The organism is Patulibacter sp. (assembly GCF_030655195.1).
In the GTDB taxonomy this organism is placed as follows: domain Bacteria; phylum Actinomycetota; class Thermoleophilia; order Solirubrobacterales; family Solirubrobacteraceae; genus Patulibacter.
On the sequence record NZ_JAURWA010000081.1, the window covers coordinates 1 to 18,976 of the forward strand.

At 73.8% G+C, this 18,976-nt stretch carries 17 protein-coding genes and 1 pseudogene; 4 read left to right on the plus strand and 14 right to left on the minus strand.

The window, feature by feature from the left end:
• The coding region (locus Q7T67_RS08300; RefSeq protein WP_304787953.1) for a hypothetical protein at window positions 1-534 on the minus strand (534 nt) is incomplete at its 3' end.
• Between the two features lie 287 nt (window positions 535-821).
• Between Q7T67_RS08300 and Q7T67_RS08305 the strand changes: the two genes are divergently transcribed.
• Complete coding sequence (locus Q7T67_RS08305; protein WP_304787955.1) at window positions 822-2,360, plus strand: NAD(P)/FAD-dependent oxidoreductase; 1,539 nt, start codon at window positions 822-824, stop codon at window positions 2,358-2,360.
• A gap of 16 nt (window positions 2,361-2,376) precedes the next feature.
• Here the strand turns inward: Q7T67_RS08305 and Q7T67_RS08310 are convergent, their stop codons facing one another.
• The 5 genes from Q7T67_RS08310 to Q7T67_RS08330 all read right to left on the minus strand — a co-directional run bounded on the left by Q7T67_RS08310 (window position 2,377) and on the right by Q7T67_RS08330 (window position 6,839).
• Entirely contained in the window at window positions 2,377-3,033 is a 657-nt protein-coding gene (locus tag Q7T67_RS08310) for an adenylate/guanylate cyclase domain-containing protein (RefSeq protein WP_304787957.1), read from the minus strand.
• A 138-nt stretch (window positions 3,034-3,171) separates the two neighbouring features.
• Window positions 3,172-4,296, minus strand: a complete 1,125-nt coding sequence (locus Q7T67_RS08315; RefSeq protein WP_304787959.1) for a hypothetical protein — start codon at window positions 4,294-4,296, stop codon at window positions 3,172-3,174.
• Window positions 4,297-4,407: 111 nt separating this feature from the next.
• Complete coding sequence (rsfS, locus tag Q7T67_RS08320; protein WP_304787961.1) at window positions 4,408-4,893, minus strand: ribosome silencing factor; 486 nt, start codon at window positions 4,891-4,893, stop codon at window positions 4,408-4,410.
• A complete protein-coding gene (gene nadD, locus Q7T67_RS08325) occupies window positions 4,890-5,531 on the minus strand; it encodes a nicotinate (nicotinamide) nucleotide adenylyltransferase (protein ID WP_304787963.1) in 642 nt (213 codons plus the stop codon). The genes rsfS and nadD overlap by 4 nt, the downstream gene beginning before the upstream one ends.
• 27 nt (window positions 5,532-5,558) lie before the next feature.
• Complete coding sequence (locus Q7T67_RS08330; protein WP_304787965.1) at window positions 5,559-6,839, minus strand: glutamate-5-semialdehyde dehydrogenase; 1,281 nt, start codon at window positions 6,837-6,839, stop codon at window positions 5,559-5,561.
• 321 nt (window positions 6,840-7,160) lie between these two features.
• On the opposite strand from Q7T67_RS08330, the gene Q7T67_RS08335 reads away from it, so the two are divergent.
• On the plus strand, window positions 7,161-7,919 hold the full coding sequence (locus tag Q7T67_RS08335; protein ID WP_304787967.1) for a hypothetical protein: 759 nt from the start codon (window positions 7,161-7,163) through the stop codon (window positions 7,917-7,919).
• Between the two features lie 97 nt (window positions 7,920-8,016).
• Here the strand turns inward: Q7T67_RS08335 and proB are convergent, their stop codons facing one another.
• From proB to Q7T67_RS08360, 5 genes are read right to left on the minus strand one after another with little or no spacing between them, the layout of a single operon-like run.
• A complete protein-coding gene (gene proB, locus Q7T67_RS08340) occupies window positions 8,017-9,111 on the minus strand; it encodes a glutamate 5-kinase (RefSeq protein ID WP_304787969.1) in 1,095 nt (364 codons plus the stop codon).
• A gap of 36 nt (window positions 9,112-9,147) precedes the next feature.
• On the minus strand, window positions 9,148-10,092 hold the full coding sequence (locus Q7T67_RS08345) for a glycine betaine ABC transporter substrate-binding protein (RefSeq protein WP_304787971.1): 945 nt from the start codon (window positions 10,090-10,092) through the stop codon (window positions 9,148-9,150).
• Entirely contained in the window at window positions 10,089-10,859 is a 771-nt protein-coding gene (locus tag Q7T67_RS08350; RefSeq protein ID WP_304787973.1) for an ABC transporter permease, read from the minus strand. Before Q7T67_RS08350 ends, Q7T67_RS08345 begins: the two co-directional genes overlap by 4 nt.
• Entirely contained in the window at window positions 10,856-12,115 is a 1,260-nt protein-coding gene (locus Q7T67_RS08355; RefSeq protein WP_370695378.1) for a betaine/proline/choline family ABC transporter ATP-binding protein, read from the minus strand. Before Q7T67_RS08355 ends, Q7T67_RS08350 begins: the two co-directional genes overlap by 4 nt.
• A 34-nt stretch (window positions 12,116-12,149) precedes the next feature.
• Window positions 12,150-12,818 carry an ABC transporter permease gene (locus tag Q7T67_RS08360; RefSeq protein ID WP_304787977.1) on the minus strand — a complete coding sequence of 223 codons (669 nt, stop codon included), beginning with the start codon at window positions 12,816-12,818 and terminating at the stop codon, window positions 12,150-12,152.
• 168 nt (window positions 12,819-12,986) lie between these two features.
• Between Q7T67_RS08360 and Q7T67_RS08365 the strand changes: the two genes are divergently transcribed.
• A complete protein-coding gene (locus Q7T67_RS08365; RefSeq protein WP_304787979.1) occupies window positions 12,987-14,093 on the plus strand; it encodes an IclR family transcriptional regulator in 1,107 nt (368 codons plus the stop codon).
• A 223-nt stretch (window positions 14,094-14,316) separates the two neighbouring features.
• Here the strand turns inward: Q7T67_RS08365 and obgE are convergent, their stop codons facing one another.
• From obgE to Q7T67_RS21200, 3 genes and pseudogenes are all read right to left on the minus strand, one after another.
• Entirely contained in the window at window positions 14,317-15,660 is a 1,344-nt protein-coding gene (gene obgE / locus Q7T67_RS08370; protein WP_304787981.1) for a GTPase ObgE, read from the minus strand.
• Between the two features lie 626 nt (window positions 15,661-16,286).
• Complete coding sequence (locus Q7T67_RS08375) at window positions 16,287-16,811, minus strand: hypothetical protein (RefSeq protein WP_304787984.1); 525 nt, start codon at window positions 16,809-16,811, stop codon at window positions 16,287-16,289.
• 261 nt (window positions 16,812-17,072) lie between these two features.
• Window positions 17,073-17,396: pseudogene (locus tag Q7T67_RS21200) on the minus strand (type IV toxin-antitoxin system AbiEi family antitoxin domain-containing protein); the annotation flags it as partial.
• A gap of 44 nt (window positions 17,397-17,440) precedes the next feature.
• Here Q7T67_RS21200 and Q7T67_RS08380 point away from each other — a divergent pair.
• Window positions 17,441-18,130 carry an SDR family oxidoreductase gene (locus tag Q7T67_RS08380; protein WP_304787986.1) on the plus strand — a complete coding sequence of 230 codons (690 nt, stop codon included), beginning with the start codon at window positions 17,441-17,443 and terminating at the stop codon, window positions 18,128-18,130.
• Window positions 18,131-18,976: the final 846 nt, after the last annotated feature.

Consider the following 18,976-nt stretch of genomic DNA (forward strand, 5'->3'; position numbering starts at 1 on the left):
GCCCTCGACGCCGGCCCCCGCGGGCGGCACGGCCGGGATGCCCCGCGGCACCGGGTCGCGTCGGCCGCCCAGGGCGGTTCGGGGCTCGGCACCACCGTCGCCGTCGCCCACCGCGACGGTGGCGGCGACCGCGTCCCAGACCTGCTCGTGGACCGGCCACGGCGAGTCCGCCGGGTCCGCCCAGCCGCCGCGCCGCCAGGGGGCTCCCCCACGCTCGGCGTCGCGCTCGCCGCGGGCCCCGCGGGCCGCGGCCGCGCTGACGCGCGAGCCGGACCCCGGGGCGTCCGTCAGCTCCACCTCGACGCGGTCCGCGCCGAGCTCGCACGACCGCAGCCGGGCGCCGAGGACCTTCCGCAGCTCGACCGTGAGATCGATCGGGCGGAGCACCTGGAGGGCGAGCAGGGCCCTCCGGTCGTCGAACGCGTCGACGGACACGGACCCGACGCCCGGGATCCGCCGGAGGAACGCGATCGTGGCCTCGAGCTGCGCCAGGTCGCGGAACGGCCCGACGCCGAGCCGCGTGCGCCCGATCATCATCGGACGGACCCCGCGGTCGGCAGGTTCCGGGCCGGGGCCGGGCGCTGGGGAGCGGTGCGCGGGGCGGCCATGGGACCACCTTCCGGGGTCGGCCCGGGCCCGGCAACCTCCGTACACCGTCCGTCCACGGACGTCCGTCCGGCGCCTCAACGCCCGTCCACCGGCCCTCAAGGTCTCCGCCGGGGCGCCGATGGTGACCCCCGTCCGGGACCACCGCGCACTCATTCCTACGGGATCGTAGCCTACTCTTGAGTAACCCCTCGAGGTGCCCTACGATCCGCCGCATGAGCACCACCGCCGCCGCGCCGCCGTCCGTCACCGCCGCGCCCCTCCCCCCGGAGGTCCGCGTCGCCATCGTCGGCAGCGGGTTCTCGGGCATCGGGATGGCCGTGGGCCTCCTCGAGGACGACGAGCGCAACTTCGTGATCCTCGAGCAGGCCGACGACATCGGCGGCACCTGGCGGGACAACGTCTACCCGGGCTGCGCCTGCGACGTCCCGTCGCACATGTACTCGTTCTCGTTCGCCCCGAACCCGGAGTGGACCCGGTCGTTCGCCACCCAGCCCGAGATCTGGGCCTACCAGCAGGGCGTGGTCGAGCGGTTCGGTCTCCGGCCCTACGTCCGCACCGGGGCCGAGGTCACGAACGCGACCTGGGACGCCGACCGCGCGCGCTGGATCGTCGAGACCGTCCGGGGCACGGTCGTGGCGCAGTTCCTCGTGTCGGGCACCGGGCCGCTCTGCGAGCCGAAGTACCCGGACCTGCCGGGCCTCGACACGTTCGAGGGCACCGTCTTCCACTCCGCCCGCTGGGACCACGACCACGACCTGACGGGCGAGCGGATCGCGGTGATCGGGACGGGGGCCTCGGCGATCCAGTTCGTGCCGCGGATCCAGCCGCAGGCGGCGTCGCTGGTGCTCTTCCAGCGCACGCCGCCGTGGGTCCTGCCCCGCCCCGACCGCCCGATCACCGGGGTCGAGCGGTCGCTCTTCCGGCGCTTCCCCCTGGCCCAGAAGCTCGCCCGGCTCGGCGTCTACCTCGGCCGCGAGAGCTTCGTCCTCTCGTTCAACCACCTGTCGCAGCTGCGCGGCCTCCCGCGCGTCATCGGGATGGCGCATCTCAAGCGCCAGATCCCGGACGACGCCGAGCTGCGCGCCAAGCTCACGCCCGACTACCAGGTGGGCTGCAAGCGGGTCCTGATCTCCAACGAGTACTTCCCGGCGCTGAACGCGCCGAACGCCGACGTCAACACGACCGGCATCCGCGAGGTCCGTCCGCACTCCGTCGTCGACGGTGCCGGCGTCGAGCACGAGGTCGACACGATCATCCACGGCACCGGCTTCCACGTGACGGACCAGCCGATCGCCGACCGGCTCGTCGGCGCCGACGGCCGGCGGCTCGCCCAGCACTGGGACCGGGGCATGGAGGCCTACCGCGGCACCACCATCGCGGGCTTCCCGAACCTCTTCATGCTCGTCGGCCCGAACACGGGCCTGGGGCACAACTCGATCATCTACATGATCGAGTCGCAGGTCGCCTACGTCCGCGACGCGCTGCGCAAGGCGCGGGAGAAGGGCATCGGGGCGTTCGTCCCGCGCGAGCCCGTGGTCGCGGCGGAGAACGAGGAGATCCAGCGGCGCCTGCAGGGCACGGTCTGGACCGACGGCGGCTGCGCCTCGTGGTACCAGGACGCGCGCGGGCGCAACACGACGCTGTGGCCCGACTTCACGTTCCTCTACCGGCGCCGGGTCAGGTCGTTCGACGAGGAGAGCTACGACGTGACGCCGGTCGGGGCCGAGGACCGCGAGACCGTCGGGGTCTGACGGCGCGGCCCGTCGCTCAGGCCACGCGCACGCGACGGGCCGACGCACGGCCCCAGTGCTCCGCGCAGGTGCTCGAGCAGAAGCACCGCAGGTGCTCCGCCTCGACGCCTGCCGGCGCGACGGCCACGGCGGGGTCGATCGGCAGTCCGCAGACGGGGTCCATCACGGGCGTCACGTCGGGGGTCCGCCGCATGTCGACCTCCCGCACGACGAGGCTGCGGGTCAGCCCGGGCACCTCGATCGTGCCGAACGGTCGCGTGGCCGCCCACGAGGGCACGGTGGCGTCGGGGTGCTCGGCCATCAGGAGCTGCCCCGGTCCCGCGCGGTCGCACAGCCGCGCGGCGACGTTGATGACCGAGCCGACGTAGTCGTCGCCGTCGAAGACGAGCACCGGGCCGCGACAGATCCCCACGCGGACGTCCAGCGGGGACGCGCCGCCGAGGTGATGGCGGATCTCCAGCGTCGCGGCGGCGATCGACCCGCGCTCGGCCCCCGAGAGCATGGCCCCGTCGCCGAGCCACTTCATGACGCGCACGCCCCGCCGGTCCGCGGCCCGGCGGACCACGGAGCGCATCATGGAGAGCACCGAGACCGCCTCCTCGTCCCCGTGCTCCTCCGTGTAGGCGCTGAAGCCGCAGAGGTCGATGAACGCGAAGCAGCGATCGACCCTCACGGGCGCCGCCCGGTGGCCGGCGGGTGCTGCGCGGCTGTCGAGAGACCCGGGCGTATCGGCCCATCATGACAGCCGGGCAGGCGACCCGACCCGCGTCGGTCCTGCCCCGGGGCCGCGTGCGCAGCCCCGGGCACCCGATCACTTCAGGTCGAGGAAGACGGGGAAGACCTTGCGCTCGTCCCCGTCGATGGTCTTCAGGCCGGAGTAGAAGATGTCCTGCGGGTCGCGGACCTGGAACCAGAGGAACCCGCGGAGCTTGTTCTTCTTCGCGATGTCCCAGGCGGTCTTCGTCCACTTCGCCGCGTTCTCCTCGGAGGTCGACTGCCCGCCCTCGGCGATGTAGGCGAACTCCGTGATGTAGACCTTCTCGACCGCGGACTTCGGGACGCGCTTGGTGCGGGCGATCTTGCGCAGGATCGCGCGGGTGCGCGCGACGTTGCGGATCGTCCACATCGTGTCGCTCTTCAGCGTCTTGGCGGGGTCGACCTTGTAGTCGTAGGCGTGCAGCGTCCAGCCGTCGGCCTTGATCGCGTAGTCCTTCGCGCGGGTGCCCTTCTTCGGCTTGAACTTCGAGTCCAGGCCGAGCGCGCGCTGGACCCACGTGCCCGGGTTCGTGGACTTCGGGTTGCGGGCGTACGGCGCCAGCTCGCCGGCGACGACCATCGCGTCGGGGGTCTGCTTCTTGACCTCGTCGTAGGCGATGTTCTGCATCTCGCGCCAGACCTCGGGGCCGTTCTTCCTGGGGAAGAGCGTGTAGATGTTCGCCTCGTTCATCGGCTCCCAGACGAGCCGGACGCCGGCGGCCTGCAGCGGCTTGAGCGCCGCCACGGAGCGCTGCACCAGGGTGCGGTAGCGCTTCAGGCTGATGTCGCGGGCGTCGTCGAAGCCGCCGCCCTCGTCCGCCGCGATCAGGCCGTTGAACCCGATGAAGACGGTGTCGATGCCGTTGGCCTTCGCCTCGAGGGCGTAACGGATGATCGAGTCGATCTCGTGCGGGGCGGGGTGGCTCGTCTTGCCCTCCCACTGGATGTAGGTGCGGACGAACTTGACGCCGCCGCGCTTGGCCACGTCGAAGAACTCCGCGCGCTGGGCGGGGTCGTCGCTGCGCGGCAGGTTCTCGTCCATCAGACCCTTGCTCAGGGCCGACGCGTGGGGTGCTGCGACGAGCAGCGGGACGGCGGACGCGAGCAGGACGAGGAAGGCCAGGAGGGCCCTGCGGGACGGCGAGAGGTGGCGGGGGGACGCTGGAGCTGTGTGACGCACCCGCGGAAAGATAGGGCACGTCGCGGGGGCGCGTGCCGGTTCCCGCGGTCCCGGCGGCGAGCGGCACCGCGCCAGGTGTACAGCGGCTCCGGGGCGCGGCCCGGCCGGGCGTCAGCCCTCGTAGTGCGGCTCGGCGTCGTCGGCCGCGGCGTCGCCGCCGACCGACGTCTCGCCCGCGACGTCGGAGACGTCGAACCGGGGCCGGTCGCCCCAGAGGCTCTCGAGCCGGTAGAACGCCCGCGTCTCCGGCACGAAGATGTGGACGACGACGTCCCCGTAGTCCAGGAGGATCCAGCGGGCCTCCTGCACGCCTTCGGTGCGCTTGGGCAGCAGGCGCTCGCCGTCGTGCTTCAGGCCCTCGTGGATCGAGTCGTGGATCGCCTTGGCCTGCCGGTCCGTGCGACCCGTGCAGATGACGAACGCGTCGGTGTAGGCCGACGCGCCGCGCAGGTCGACGGCGACGACGTCGAGGGCCTTGCGGTCCCCGGCGGCGGTGGCGATGCGACGCACCAGACCCTCGAGCTCGGGGTCCGGGGGCAGGACCGCGTCGTCGACGTCGGGCGACGCGTTCTGGGAGATGTAGGTGCGCTTGCTCATGTGCTTCGCCCCCCACGGTAGAGCCCCAGACGGTCGATGCGCGCCTCGACTCCCGCCGGGACGAGGTGGCGGATGGTCCTGCCGGCCCGCACGCGGGCCCGGATCGCCGTCGAGGACAGCTCCAGCGAGGGCATGGAGAAGGGCAGCAGCCGATCCGGGTACCCGAGGCGCCCCACGGTCTCCCGGGCCCGCTCGTGGGTGTCGGCGCCCCGCTCCGCGACCCCGATCGCAGCGAAGCGCAGGACGTCCTCCGGGCGGTGCCACGAGTCCAGGCCCGCCGCCGCGTCCCCGCCCAGGAGGAGGACGAACGACGCCCCCGGCTGCTCCGCGTGGAGGCCCTCCAGCGTGTCCGCCGTGTACGACGGGCCGTCGCGACGCAGCTCGACGTCGGAGACCGCCAGGCGGCCCTCGTCGCCTGCGACCGCCGCCCGGCAGAGCGCCAGCCGCTCCTCGGCGCCCGGGTCGTCCTCGACGTCCTTGTGCGGCGGCCTCGCGGCGAGGACGAGCCGGACCTCGTCGAGGCCGAGCTCGTCGCGGGCGCACTCCGCCAGGACGAGGTGCCCCAGGTGCGGCGGGTTGAACGTGCCGCCGAGCAGCCCGATGCGGGGCCCGGCCGGCGGGGTGCCCTCCTGCGTCACCCGACCGTCCTCCGCCCGGCCGCGGCGCTAGGCCCGGACGTGCCCGTCGCCGTGGACGAGGTAGCGGTAGGTCGTGAGCTCGCGCAGGCCGATCGGACCCCGCGCGTGGAGCTTCTGGGTCGAGATCCCGATCTCCGCGCCCATGCCGAACTCGGCACCGTCGGTGAACCGGGTCGACGCGTTGACGTACACCGCCGCCGAGTTCACGCCGCGCTCGAACGCGCGCACGGCCAGGTGGTCGCGGGCGACGATCGCGTCGCTGTGCCCCGAGCCGTGATCCTCGATGTGGTCGATGGCCGCGAAGACGTCGTCGACGAGCCGGACGCCGAGGATCAGCGCGAGATGCTCCGTGTCCCAGTCCTCGTCGGTCGCGGGGACGGCCTCGGCGCCGTGGCCGGAGACGAGCGGCAGGCTGCCCTCGTCGGCGCGCAGCTGGACGCCGCGCGCGCCGAGCAGGCCGGCGAGCGACGGCAGGAAGTCCTCGGCGACCTCGCGGTGGACGAGGACCGTCTCGGCGGCGTTGCAGGCGCTCGGGCGCTGCACCTTGGAGTTCTCGACGATCGACAGCGCCTGCTCGAGATCGGCGGACGCGTCGACGTAGACGTGGCCGATGCCCGCCGCCGCGAAGATCACCGGGACGGTCGCCACGCCCTTCAGCGCGTTCTTCAGGCCCTCGCCCCCGCGGGGGACGATGAGGTCCACGTAGCGGTCCTGCGTGGCGAGCTCGGTGAGCTCCTCCCGGCCGCCGCCGGACACCAGGCCGATCGCCCCGGCGGGGATCCCGGCCGCGGCGGCCGCGTCGGAGGCGACGGTCGCGAGGATGCGGTTGGAGTGCAGGGCGCTCGAGGAGCCGCGCAGCACGATCGCGTTGCCGCTCTTCAGCGCGAGGGCGAGCGCGTCGATCGTGACGTTCGGCCGCGCCTCGTAGACGACGGCGACGACGCCGAGCGGGATCCGCTGACGCTGGACGTCGAGGCCGTTCTTCAGCCGGTAGCCCTCGATCGTCTCCCCCACCGGGTCGCGCAGCGCGACGACGTCGCGGACCCCCTGGACCATCCCGGCCAGTCGTGCGTCCGTCAGCTTCAGGCGGTCCATCAGCGCCGTCGGCAGCCCGGCCTCGGCGCCCGCCTCGAGGTCCTTCGCGTTGGCCGCGAGGATCTCGCCGGACCGGGAGACGATCGCGTCGGCGATCGCGAGTAGGGCGGCGTCCTTCGTCCCCGTGTCGAGCGCGGCCAGCCGGCGGCCCGCGGCGCGGGCGCTGCGGCAGATGTCCACGACGGACGGGACCTCGACGGCGGTGGTGGCCATGTCCCAAGGGTACGCGACGTCCGGAGCGGGCCCGGGGCGACGGTGAGCACCCGGTCACGGGGAGCCGGGTGCGACCACCCGGCGGACCCGGGCCGTGCGCCGGACGCCCACGGACCGCGGACCCCGTACGCGGACGTGACCTCCGGACCACTCCGAACGTGACCCCTGACGTGTTCGTAGGGGCACCGGGCCGCGAGAGTGCCCCCACCACCCACCCACCTCCCCGGATGGGCTCCGGAGGCCGCCCCGCACGTCGATCGCACGCTCCGGGCCCCGCCACCGCCGCCTGCACCGCCCGTCCCACCACCCGGAAGCACGACCATGAACCGCAGCCTCGTCCGCACGCTCCCCCTCGCCGCCGTCGGCACCGCCGTGCTCCTCCTCGGGCCCGCGACCGGCACCGCCGCCGCGGCGAAGCACGCACCGTGCCCGACGACCGGGACGACGCTCGTGAAGGCCACGGGCCCCAACGTCCGCGTCTGGCGCGAGGGCGCGACCCTGAAGGCGTGCACCCGCAAGGCCGGGCAGCGCCGATACCTGCGCACCCTCGGCTCGTGGTCCACGGCCACGAAGGTCGCCGTCGGCGGCACGAGCGTCGCGTGGACCACGCCGACGGGGACGGCCGAGGCGCCCACGGACCGGCTCGCGACGCGCGACGTGCGGACCGGGCGGACCTGGCTCTCGACGGTGCGGGCGGTCCCCGCCGCGAGCGCCTCCACGCCGGCCGCCGACGACGTGGTGCTGCGGCTCCTGACCGACGGCCGCGTGACGACCTGGGTGACGGGCCGGGGCGTCGTCGCCGCCGCGGTCCGCACGTACGACGACGAGGCCACCACGATGTACGGGGAGGGCCACCCCGGCACGGTGCCCTTCCACGTCGGTCGCCGCTTCGTGCTCGGCGACGCGGGCCCGGCGCAGGCCGCGTCGGTGGCCTCGCGCCTCGAGCTCTCCGTCGGCGGTGACGGCGACGAGTGCGGCGGCACGGACGACTACCGCGTCACGGTCCCCGCGTTCGGCGACCGGCAGCAGCTCTGGTTCGTCTACGCCTCGGAGAGCTACGAGCGCCCGGACTGCGGCTGACGGCCCGCCGCCCATCCCGCCGCAGCCGTCGGGCCGGCCGCGTCCCACGGCGACGGTCGCACCGACCGCGGTGGCCGGCCGCCGGTGCCCGGTCGACTCAGAGCACCACGAGGCGGTCCCGGTGGACCGCCTCCTCGGGCGCCTGCGGCAGCAGCTCCCGGATCCGGGCGGTGCGCTCGCCCATGACGAGGCGGAGCGCGCCGGAGGCGTAGCCCGAGAGCCCCTTGGCCACGAGCTCGCCGCCGTGCACCACGTCGACGGCGTCGCCGATCTTGAAGTCGCCCGTGACCCCGACGATCCCGACGGGCAGCAGCGACGTGTCGTCCCGCGACATGGCCCGCCGCGCCCCGTCGTCGACCTCGATGGTCCCGCGCGCGGGCTTGGCGTAGCGCAGCCACAGCTTGAAGCTCGACCAGCGCGCGTCGCCGGCGACGAAGCGGGTCCCCTCCTCCTCGCCGGCCAGGACGTTCACGAGCGCCTCCGGCCGCAGACCCGAGGCCACCGTGGTGGGGATGCCGGCCGCCGCGGCCATCTCGGCGGCCAGGGCCTTCGAACGCATGCCGCCGGTCCCGAGCGTCGAGGTCGTGGTGCCGACGTCGTTGTCGGTCAACGCCTGCTCGACGTCGTGGACCTCGCGTACGAGCGTCGCCCCCGGATCCTGCCGCGGGTCGGCGGAGAACAGGCCGTCCGTCGACGTCAGCAGCACCAGCCGGTCGGCGCCGAGCATGATCGCCACCTGCGCCGCGAGCAGGTCGTTGTCGCCGAACGAGATCTCCTCGGTCGTCGTGGTGTCGTTCTCGTTGATGACGGGCACCGTGCCGAGCTCGACGAGCTTCAGCAGGGTGCGGCGGGCGTTGACGAAGGCCTCGCGGTCGCCCAGGTCGTAGAGCGTGAGGAGCACCTGGGCGGCGATGAGCGACTCCGCGCCGAAGAGGTCGTCCCACGAGCGGAACAGCCGGCCCTGGCCCACGGCGCTGGCGGCCTGCAGGGCGTCGATGGCGGTGGGCCGGCCGGGCAGGCCGAGCTCGTCGATCCCACGGGCGATCGCCCCGCTGGAGACCAGGACGTAGCGCTCGCCGTCCCGGTGCCGGGCGCCGACGGTGGCGCAGAGCCGCGCCAGGAGATCCCGGCGCAGGCGGCCGCGGTCGTCGACGACGACGCTCGACCCGAGCTTGATGACGGTCAGGGACATGCGGGCCGAAGCGTAGTGCCCGGCCCCCCGACGGGCTCAGTCGGTGAAGCCCTCGTCCTTCAGCCAGTCGCGGGCGACCTTGTCGGGCAGGACGCCCTCGATGTCGACCTCCGCGTTCAGCTTCAGCATCTCCTTCGTCGTCAGCTTGGCGGCGATCGGCTTCATCACGCGCTCGATCTGCGGGTGCTCCTTCAGCAGGTCCTCGCGGATCGAGATCGCCGCCTGGTAGACGGGGAAGAACTTCTTGTCGTCCGTCAGCGGCAGCAGGTCGAGGCCCTCGACGCGGCCGTCGGTGGTGAAGACCTCACCGAAGGTGCAGGTGCCGTTGCCGGTCTGCGAGTAGATGAGACCCGTGTCCAGCCGCTTGACGCGATCGGAGGCGACCTTGAACCCGTAGGTCTTCTGGACGCCCGGGAAGCCGTCGGGCCGGTTGGCGAACTCCGACTCGATGCAGAACGTCAGGTCCTTGCCCTTCGGGCTCGCGAGCAGGTCCTTGATGTCGCCGAGCTTCGTGATCCCGAGCTCCTTCGCCTTCGACGCCTTGATCGCGAACGCGTAGGTGTTGTTCAGCGGCGCCGGGTCGACCCAGTCGATCTGGTTCTTCTTCAGGTCGAACGCCTTGACCGCGTCGTACTGCTCCTTCGTGTCCTGGATCGGCTTCTCCTTGCCGAAGTACGTGATCCAGGCGGTGCCGGTGTACTCCCAGTAGGCGTTGATGTCGTCGCGCTCGAGCGAGCCGCGCACGGCCTGGGAGGAGACGAGCCCCGTCTGGTCCCACACGGCGGCGCCCTGGGAGCGCAGGTACTGCACGGCGATCTGGCCGAGGACCTTCTGCTCCGTGAAGTCCTTGGAGCCGAAGGCGATCTTCGCGCCCTTCAGCGGGCCCTCGCCCCCGCCGCTGTACTGCGCGCCGCAGCCCGCGAGCGCGGGCACGAGCGCCGCGGCGGCGAGGCCGGTGACGAGTCTGGTGCGGATGCTCATGCGGTGCGCTCTCCCCGGAGGCCCTTGGGACTGAGGTAGCGCTCGGCGATCCCGGCGATCCAGTCGATCGTCACCGCGAGCGCGGCCGCCAGCACGGCGCCGGTCAGCAGCACGGCGTCGCGCTGGTTCTTGATGCCGTCGTTGATGATGTCGCCCAGCCCGCCGGCGTTGATGAAGGTCGCCAGGGTGGCGGTGCCGACGAGCAGCACGAGCGACGTGCGGATGCCCGACAGGATGATCGGCACGGCGAGCGGGAGCTCGACCCGCGTCAGGACCTGCCTGCGCGAGAAGCCCTGGCCGCGGGCGGCGTCGATCAGGCCGGGGTCGACGTTGCGGATGCCCTCGACCGTGTTGCGCATGACCGGCAGCACGGCGTAGAGGACGAGGCCGACGTACGGCACCCAGCTCTTGATGTCGAAGATCGAGACGAGCAGCACGAGCACGCCGATGACCGGGGCGGCCTGACCGGCGTTGAACAGCCCGTTGATCGGGATGCTGATCAGACGGGAGCGGGTGCGGGTCAGCACGATGCCCAGCGGCACGCCGATGGCCAGCACGAAGACCGCGGAGATGCCGACGAGCTTGAGGTGCTCGCCGATCTTCGTGATGACGTTCGAGCTGAAGGCGTGGGCGGACGTCGCGTCCGGGCCGGCGAGCGCCGACACCGCGATGCTGTTGGTCTGCTCGCCGACCTGCCAGTAGAGGACGACGAGCGCGACGACGATCGCCGCGGGAGTGGCCAGGAGGCGCAGGAGCGTGCGGGTCACGCGCCGTCGCCCGCCTTCGCCGCCGCCTGCCGGTCGCGTTCCGCCTCGATGTCGCGTCGGTCGATCTCGCCCGTGATCTCCGCGAGGGTGCGGACCGGGGCGGCGTCGGACTGATCGGCGACCGTGCGGTGGTGGGTCTCCTCCAGCGCGTCGGTGACCTGCGACAGCCGGACGGTGCCGATGTAGGCGCCGCGGTCGTCGACGGCCGGCACGACGCCGGTGCCGGAGCTCAGCATCTCGTCCATCGCGTCGTGCAGCGTGGTGGTCGCCATGACGACGCCCTGCACGGCCTGTCCGACGGCACCGGGATCGGTGGGGCGGTCCTGCAGCTCGTCGCGGTGCAGCCAGCGCTGCGGCCGGCGCTGGTCGTCGAGCAGCAGCGCGTAGTCGAGGCCACCGGTGCCGACCTCGCGGATGATCTCCTCGTAGCCGCCGGCCTGCGTGAACGAGGGGTAGGGCTCGAGGTCGAGGTCCTCCACGCGCACGAGGTGCAGGCGCTTGACGGCGGCGCCACCGCCGATGAAGGCGCGGACGTACCGATCGGCGGGCTCGGCCAGGATCTCGTCCGGCGCGCCGGCCTGCGCGATCTTCGACCGCTCCTTCAGGACGACGACGCGGTCGCCGAGCTTGATCGCCTCGTCGATGTCGTGCGTGACGAAGACGATCGTCTTGCGCACGCGGCGCTGGATCTTCAGCAGCTCGGACTGCAGGCGGTCGCGGGTGATCGGGTCCAGCGCGCCGAACGGCTCGTCCATGAGCAGGATCGGCGGGTCGGCGGCGAGGGCGCGGGCGACGCCGACGCGCTGCTGCTGGCCGCCGGAGAGCTCGCGCGGGTAGCGCCCGCCGAACTCCTGCTCGTCGAGGCCGACGAGCTCGAACAGCTCGCGGGAGCGGGCGGCGACGCGATCGCGCTTCCAGCCCAGGAGCTTCGGGACGGTCTCGATGTTCTGGCGCACCGTCAGGTGCGGGAGGAGCCCGGCCTGCTGCACGACGTAGCCGATGTGACGCCGCAGGACGTCGGGCTTCATCTCCGCGGCGTCCTCGCCGCCGATGAGGATGCGGCCCGAGGTCGGACGGACGAGGCGGTTGATCATCCGCATCGTCGTCGTCTTGCCGCAGCCGGACGGCCCGACGAAGACGACGATCTCGCCGGCCGGGATCGTCAGCGAGAAGTTCTCGACGGCGGGGACCGAGCTGCCGGCGTACTCCTTCGTGACCGACTGGAGGTCGATCTCGACGGCCTGGCCCTTGGCCATGGCGTCGCGGAGCGAGGTGGGTGCGGTGGTCGTGTCAGGCACGGATCCCCTTCGAGATGGTCAGGCGGCCGACGACCGACAGCAGCAGGTCGAACACGAGCGCGATGATGATGATGCCGAGGGTCCCGACGACGACCTGGTTGGTCGCGTTGGCCCCGCCCAGCTGGGAGAGCCCGGAGAAGATGAACCGCCCGAGCCCCGGGCCGTTGACGTACGCCGCGATCGCGGCGATGCCGACGACGAGCTGCGTCGCGGTGCGCAGCCCGGCCAGGATCACCGGCCAGGCGATGGGCAGCTCGACGCGGATCAGCCGCCCGACCGGGCTCATGCCCAGGCCGCGGGCGCTGTCGAGGACGACGGCGTCGACCTCGCGGAGCCCGGTGATCGTGTTGGACACGATCGGCAGCAGCGCGTAGAGCACCAGGGCGATGACGACCGGCGTCACCCCGAGTCCGAGGATCGCGAGCAGGATGCCCAGCAGCGCGAACGACGGGAACGTCAGGAAGAGCCCGGAGACCGTCAGGGCGATCGACGACGCGAGCGGTGAGCGATAGGTGAGGACGCCCAGGAGGACGCCGATCACCACCGCTATGCCGATCGACAGCGCGACGACCCAGACGTGGCCCCAGGCCAGCCGGAGCACGGAGTCGCTGTTGTCACCGACGTAGGTGAAGAAGCTGGACGCGAGTGGTGGGACAGGCACGTGGGGCAACCGTACCCGATGCGGACCGCGCATCGGGTGTTGCCGTTCGCGCAACGAAGAACGCCGACGTTCGCTCGTACCCGGACCGGAGCGCCGTCACACACCGGCCGCGCGGGGCCGGCGGACCGGCGCGTGGACCCCGGTCGCGCGACGCGTCACACTGTCTCCGTGAGCACGGACGGGTCCCTCGAGCTGCCGCCCGGCGAGGCCGGGCACGACGACGTCCCGGGCCCGGGAGCACACCACGTGACGGCGGTGCCGGCGGTCGCAGCGTCCGTCGGCGACGCGGTCCCGGGGGTCGGCGTCGGCGGGCCGGCGGAGGACGATCACGCGGCCGAGCACGGGGTCCCGGGGGCCGGCGTCGGCGGGCCGGCGGAGGACGACCACGCGGCCGAGCACGGGGTCCCGGCGCTGGACGACGGCGTCGGGCCTGCGGGGGCGCACGCGGTCGCGTCCGCGCCGAACGCGACCGCCCGTCGGTCCCGGGCCATGCGCCTGACGAAGGACCTCGACCTGCTGCGCGGCCTGGCCGCGGACGTCACCGGGGAGGGCCTCGGCGTCGTGCGCCTGGCGACCCAGATCGGGCGCGACAAGAGCCAGGTCTCGCGCAGCCTCCGCGCGCTGGTGGAGACCGGCCTCGTCGAGCGCGACCCGGTCACGGGTCGCTACCACCTGGGCCTGGAGCTCTACGCCCTCGCCGCGTCGACGGCCCAGCGCCGACTGCTCTCCGTGGCCCCCGACGTCCTGCGCCACCTCGCCGGTCAGCTCGACGAGACCGTCCACCTCTGCACGCTGCACGGCATCGACGTGCTGACCCTCCGCTCCGAGTCCCCGCCCGCGCGGGCGACCGCCTGGGGCGCGTGGGAGGGCGAGACCGCGCCCGCGCACGCCACGAGCGCCGGCCGGGTGCTCCTGGCCGGCCTCTCCCCCGCCGCGCTCCGCGACCGTTACAGCGCCGCCGAGCTCGCGGGGACCGCGCCGCGCAGCCGCGTCCAGAGCGCCGACGACCTCGCGGCGGTCCTCGCCGAGGTGCACACCGCCGGGACGTCCGTGGTCCGCGAGGAGCACGAGGAGGGCGCGATCGGCGTCTCGGCCCCGGTGTACGACTTCCGCGGCGAGCGCGTCGCCGCGATCAACGTCAGCGGCGAGCGGCGGCTCGTCGAGCCACGGCTCGACGAGGTCGTGACCTCGCTGGCGGCCGGCGCGACGCGCCTGTCCCGGCTGCTCGGGGCCCGCACGACGTCCGACGGGGACCTGCCGCGACGCCCGACGTAGGACGCGGGAGGGGCGGACGCCGGGAGGGGCGGACACCGGGACGGGCGGACGCCGGAACGGGCGGACAGACGCCGGACGAGCGGACGGCCGCCCGACCGGTCCACGACCCAAGACGTCAGAGACAGGACGCCCGGACGCCGGGCACCGGCCCAGGACCTGAGACGTCCGACGCGGGTCGACCGAAGGCGTCCCGGGGACGATCGATCCGCGGCCGCGGGGGCGCTCAGCCCTCGGGGTCGAACTCGAAGAGGACGCCGGCGATCTCGACGTCGTCCCCCGGCAGGAAGCCCTGCTCCTGCAGGGCCTCGATGACGCCCATCTTGCGCAGGCGGGACTCGACGTACTCCAGCGACTCCTCGTTCTCGAGGTCGTGCCGGGAGAGCAGCCGCATGACGCCGTCGCCGACGACGCGGAAGCCCTCGTCCTCGGACCGCTCGACGGCCCAGTCGCGGGCGACGCGGGGCTTGTAGACCTTGTGGTCCGCCAGCGGCGCGTCGGAGAGGTCGACGCCGTCGGCGCCGCCCACCGGCCGCTCCGGGACGGTGCGCAGCAGCAGCGCGCGGAGCTCGTCGATCCCCTGCGCGGTCGCCGCCGAGGTCACGACGATCGGGACGTCGGGCTCGACGGGGTCCTCCCACTCCTCCCGGACCGGGACGTCCGGACCGTCGAGGCGGGCACGCCACTCGGCCTTGGCCTGCTCGGCCTGCTCGGGGGTGACGAGGTCGGCCTTGCTCAGGACGAGCACGCGGGGCAGCGTCGCCAGGCGCGGGTCGTAGGCGGCGATCTCGGCCTCGATCGTCCGGTGGTTGTCGACGGGGTCTGAGCCGTCGAACGGCATCAGGTCGAGGACGTGGACGAGCATCCGGCACCGCTCGACGTGCGCGAGGAACTCGTGGCCCAGGCCCTTGCCCTCGCTGGCGCCCTCGATCAGGCCGGGGATGTCGGCGAGGATGAGCTGCCGGCGCTCGCCGTCGATCGTGCCCAGGGCGGGCTCGAGCGTCGTGAAGGGGTAGTTGGCGACCTTCGGGCGGGCCCGCGTCGCACGGGTGATGAGCGACGACTTACCCGCGTTGGGGACGCCGATCAGCCCGACGTCGGCCAGCAGCTTCAGCTTGAGGTCGATCCAGCCCTCGTCGCCCGGGAGGCCCTTCTCGGCGAACCGCGGTGCCTGCCGGGTGGCCGACGCGAAGCGGGCGTTGCCGCGACCGCCGGACCCGCCGCGGGCGATCGTCACCCGCTGGCCCGGGACGAGCAGGTCGTGCGTCGTGCCGTCCAGGCCGGTGATCTGGGTGCCGGGAGGGACGGGGACGACGAGGTCCTCGCCGTCGTGGCCCTTCTTCAGCGCCCCTTCGCCATGGCGACCGCGGGGCGCCTTGTAGTGCACCCGGCGCCCGAAGGACTGCAGGTCGCGGAACGAGTCGTCGCAGAGGAACTCCACGTTGGCCCCCCGGCCGCCGTCGCCGCCGTCGGGCCCGCCCATGGGCACGTGGGCCTCGCGCCGGAAGGAGGTGCACCCGTCGCCGCCGTTGCCGCCCTGGACGAAGATGTGCGCGGAGTCGGAGAGCACCGAGGGATGGTCGCACGTGCGCGTCGGGCGGCACGGTGCGGGCGAGGGCGGGCGAGGGCGCGGGCTGGGCCCGGCGAGCCGCGTGCACGCAAACGAGGCGCCACCCGGAGCTGCGGCGAGTCGCTGCCTCGTTCGTCGGGCGGTACGCGGGGGGCGGCGGTATGCGCAAGACGGCGGTACGCGCGGGGCGGGCGGTACGGCAGGGGTATCGCCAAAGCGGGGCCGGGGCAGGACGGGGTGGCGGGACTGGGCGAGGCCATGACGCGGAGCCAGGATCGCCCGAGCAGGGCGGCAGGGGTCGTGTGGCCGGGAGGACGACGCCGCTCCGCGCCGGAAAGGTGCGGCACCTCTCGCCCCGTCGGTCGTGCCGCACATGACCGTCGCCGGGACACCGAAGACGCGCGGAACCTCTGGCGGGCCCAGGCGTTCCGCACGTTCCACTCGTCCGGACCGCGATGGCCTCACCGGGGTGGCAGGCTCCCGTCGACACCGAGCACGTCCGCGTCGACTGCCGGGGCCCGTCGCCGCCGGGCAGACACCCGCCTCAGCCGTTGCGTCGGGTTCGCCGCCGGGCAGACACCCGCGTCAGCCGTTGCGTCGGGTTCGCCCCCCGGCAGACACCCGCGTCAGCCGTTGCGACGGGTGCGCTCCCGGGCGACCGCGAGCGCAGACGCCACGTTGGCCACGACGATCTCCGGCGCATCCTGGAGGTCCACCCAGAGCACGGGCACGACGCCGAACCCCGCCGCCTGGAGCCGGGCGAGCTTGCGCCGGTCGGTGCGGAAGGCGAGCACGTCGCCGTGGAAGGTGAAGCTGTCGAATTCGGCGACGAGGCCGACGTCGGCCCACAGCGCGTCGACCTCGAACCCGGCGGCGCGCGCATTGGTGCGGGGCTCTGGCAGGCCGGCGCGCCGCAGGAGCTCGAGCAGGAGGCGCTCGGCGAGCGACCGGTCGAACGCCGGCCCGGCGTCGATCAGCGCGGTGACCACGCCCACGCCGTGATGCCCGCGCGACCGGGAGACCAGGGACCGGACGTCGTGCTCGGTCGTCAGGCGCGAGCGCAGCACCTCCGCGAGCATCCGCTCGGCGGCCCGACGGCCGTCCGCACCGGCCACGTCGAGCACGGTCCGCGCGGCGGAGGTCACCGGCACGGGCCCGACCCATCGGAGATCTCGTGAGCTCCACGTTCGCGTCTCGTGGCACCGAATCCCCGCTCGCGTGCGCCGATGGCGACCGCCGGCGAGGGTCACGTCGACGAGGTCGACCCCGACGGACGCGTCGGCCTCCGCGGGCAGCACGTCGAGGAGGCGGGCCGCGCTGGCCCGACTCGCGACCGCCCCGTCCCCGACCGCGAGCACGGCCGCCATGATCCGTCCCGCCGGCGGGACCGCGTCGTGGCCCACCGCGTAGACGCCGCAGTGGAGCCGGTGCAGACGCCCTCTCCCGACGCGATGCCCGACCGCCGCCTCGGAGAGTCCGCCGGCGGTGAGCTGTCGGCCGGACACCACGCCGTGCTGCTGCGAGGCGACCCGAGCGACCGCCGCGTCACCCCGCAGCCCGGCGGGCGCCCGAACGGCGGCCACGACCGCGCCGGGCCGCGACGTGGGACCGCCCGCCCGTCCGCCGGAGACCACTGGAGCCCGAGTCACGCGGCGAGGCTCCCACCTCGATCCGGGCCCGTCGGCCCCGGCACGGGATCGGCACGACCAGCACACCACGTCGATCCGCCCCGTCACGGCCTCGCGACGACCCGCCGCCGCCCCTTTGCGACACTCGAGCCATGACCGACCGCAAGACCCTCCTCATCACCGGCGCGTCCACGGGCATCGGGGCCGCGACCGCCCGGGCGGCCGTCGAGGCCGGCTGGAACGTGGGGCTCGCGGCCCGGTCGCGGGACAAGCTCGACGCGCTCGTCGAGGAGCTGGGGGCCGAGCACGCGCTCGCCGCGACCTGCGACGTGACGGAGTTCGGCGACCTCGAGGCGGCCGTCGCCGCCACGAAGGAGCGGTTCGGCGGTCTCCACGCCGTGTTCGCCAACGCCGGGTTCGGGGCGGCGCGCGGGTTCCGCGAGGAGTCGCCGGAGCAGTGGCGCGACATGGTGCTGACGAACGTCCTCGGCGCGGCGCTGACCATCCGGGCGACGATCGACGACCTGAGCGAGGGAGCCGGCCACTTCGTCATCACCGGCTCCGTGGCCGGGCGTCGGCCGCTGCCGGGCAGCCTCTACTCGTCGACGAAGTTCGCCGTCGGTGCGATGGCGGAGTCCCTGCGGCAGGAGCTCAACGGCACGGGTGCACGGGTGACCCTGGTCGCCCCCGGCATGGTCGACACGCCGTTCTTCGACACGAAGCCCGAGATGGAGGCCCTGCACCCCGAGGACATCGCGAACGCCGTGCTGTGGGCCCTCTCGCAGCCGGCGCGGGTCGACGTCAACGACATCCTGATCCGCCCGACGGCGCAGGACGGCTAGGCCGGGGTCCCGCACCGCCGCGCTCCCGACCGCGGCCGGTCGCGGGTCCGGGGCAGGACGCCGTCCGCCCCGGGACCGCGACCAACCGGGCGCCGGCCGTGACCGGCCGGTGGCCAACCGCGCCGCCGGCCCCGGGAGGGACGGGACGGGACAGGCCCGGACGGGGCAGGACGGGACAGCCCCAGACGGAACGGGACGGGACAGGCCCAGACGGGACAGGACAGGGCAGGGCAGGGCAGAACAGAACAGGGCAGGACGCCGACCCGGGACGAGTCCCGACACGCGCGGGGCCGAAGCCAGCACGAGAACGTGCCACACCCCTGCCCGTCCGGGGCGTGCCGCACCTCGCCGTCGCCCGAACGCCGGATTCGTGCGGAGCCTGCACGGGCCGGCTCGGTTCCGCACGAACCCGTCGCTTCGCCGACCCGGGACGAGTCCCGACGCGCGTGGGGCCGAAGCCAGCACGAGAACGTGCGACACCCCGGCCCGCGCGGGGCGTGCCGCACCTTGCCGTCGCCCGAACCACGGATTCGTGCGGAACCCGCACGAACCGGGTCGGTTCCGCACGAATCCGTTGCTTCGCCGGGACGACGAGTCCAACCGCCCTCGTCGGGCGAAAGAAGGGGGCCGCCCGCCGAGCCCCCGGACCGCCGAGCCGCCGAGCCGCCGAGGCGCCGGACCGCCGAGCCCCCGGACCGCCGGGACGAAAGGCCGCCAAGCCGCCAGGCCCCCGGCCCGCAGGCCCCAGGCCCTCAAGCCGCCGGACCGCCGGGATGCAGGGCCGCCAGGCCGCCAAGCCGCAAGCCGCAAGCCGCCAAGCCGCAAGCCCCCAAGCCCCAAGCCCCC

Excerpts from the sequence above, each read along its gene's own strand:
- Q7T67_RS08305 (WP_304787955.1), top strand. The coding sequence starts at position 822 with ATGAGCACCACCGCCGCCGCGCCGCCGTCCGTCACCGCCGCGCCCCTC.
- Q7T67_RS08330 (WP_304787965.1), bottom strand. The coding sequence starts at position 6,839 with ATGGCCACCACCGCCGTCGAGGTCCCGTCCGTCGTGGACATCTGCCGC.
- Q7T67_RS08380 (WP_304787986.1), top strand. The coding sequence starts at position 17,441 with ATGACCGACCGCAAGACCCTCCTCATCACCGGCGCGTCCACGGGCATC.
- Q7T67_RS08355 (WP_370695378.1), bottom strand. The coding sequence starts at position 12,115 with ATGGCCAAGGGCCAGGCCGTCGAGATCGACCTCCAGTCGGTCACGAAG.
- Q7T67_RS08345 (WP_304787971.1), bottom strand. The coding sequence starts at position 10,092 with ATGAGCATCCGCACCAGACTCGTCACCGGCCTCGCCGCCGCGGCGCTC.
- rsfS (WP_304787961.1), bottom strand. The coding sequence starts at position 4,893 with ATGAGCAAGCGCACCTACATCTCCCAGAACGCGTCGCCCGACGTCGAC.
- Q7T67_RS08335 (WP_304787967.1), top strand. The coding sequence starts at position 7,161 with ATGAACCGCAGCCTCGTCCGCACGCTCCCCCTCGCCGCCGTCGGCACC.
- proB (WP_304787969.1), bottom strand. The coding sequence starts at position 9,111 with ATGTCCCTGACCGTCATCAAGCTCGGGTCGAGCGTCGTCGTCGACGAC.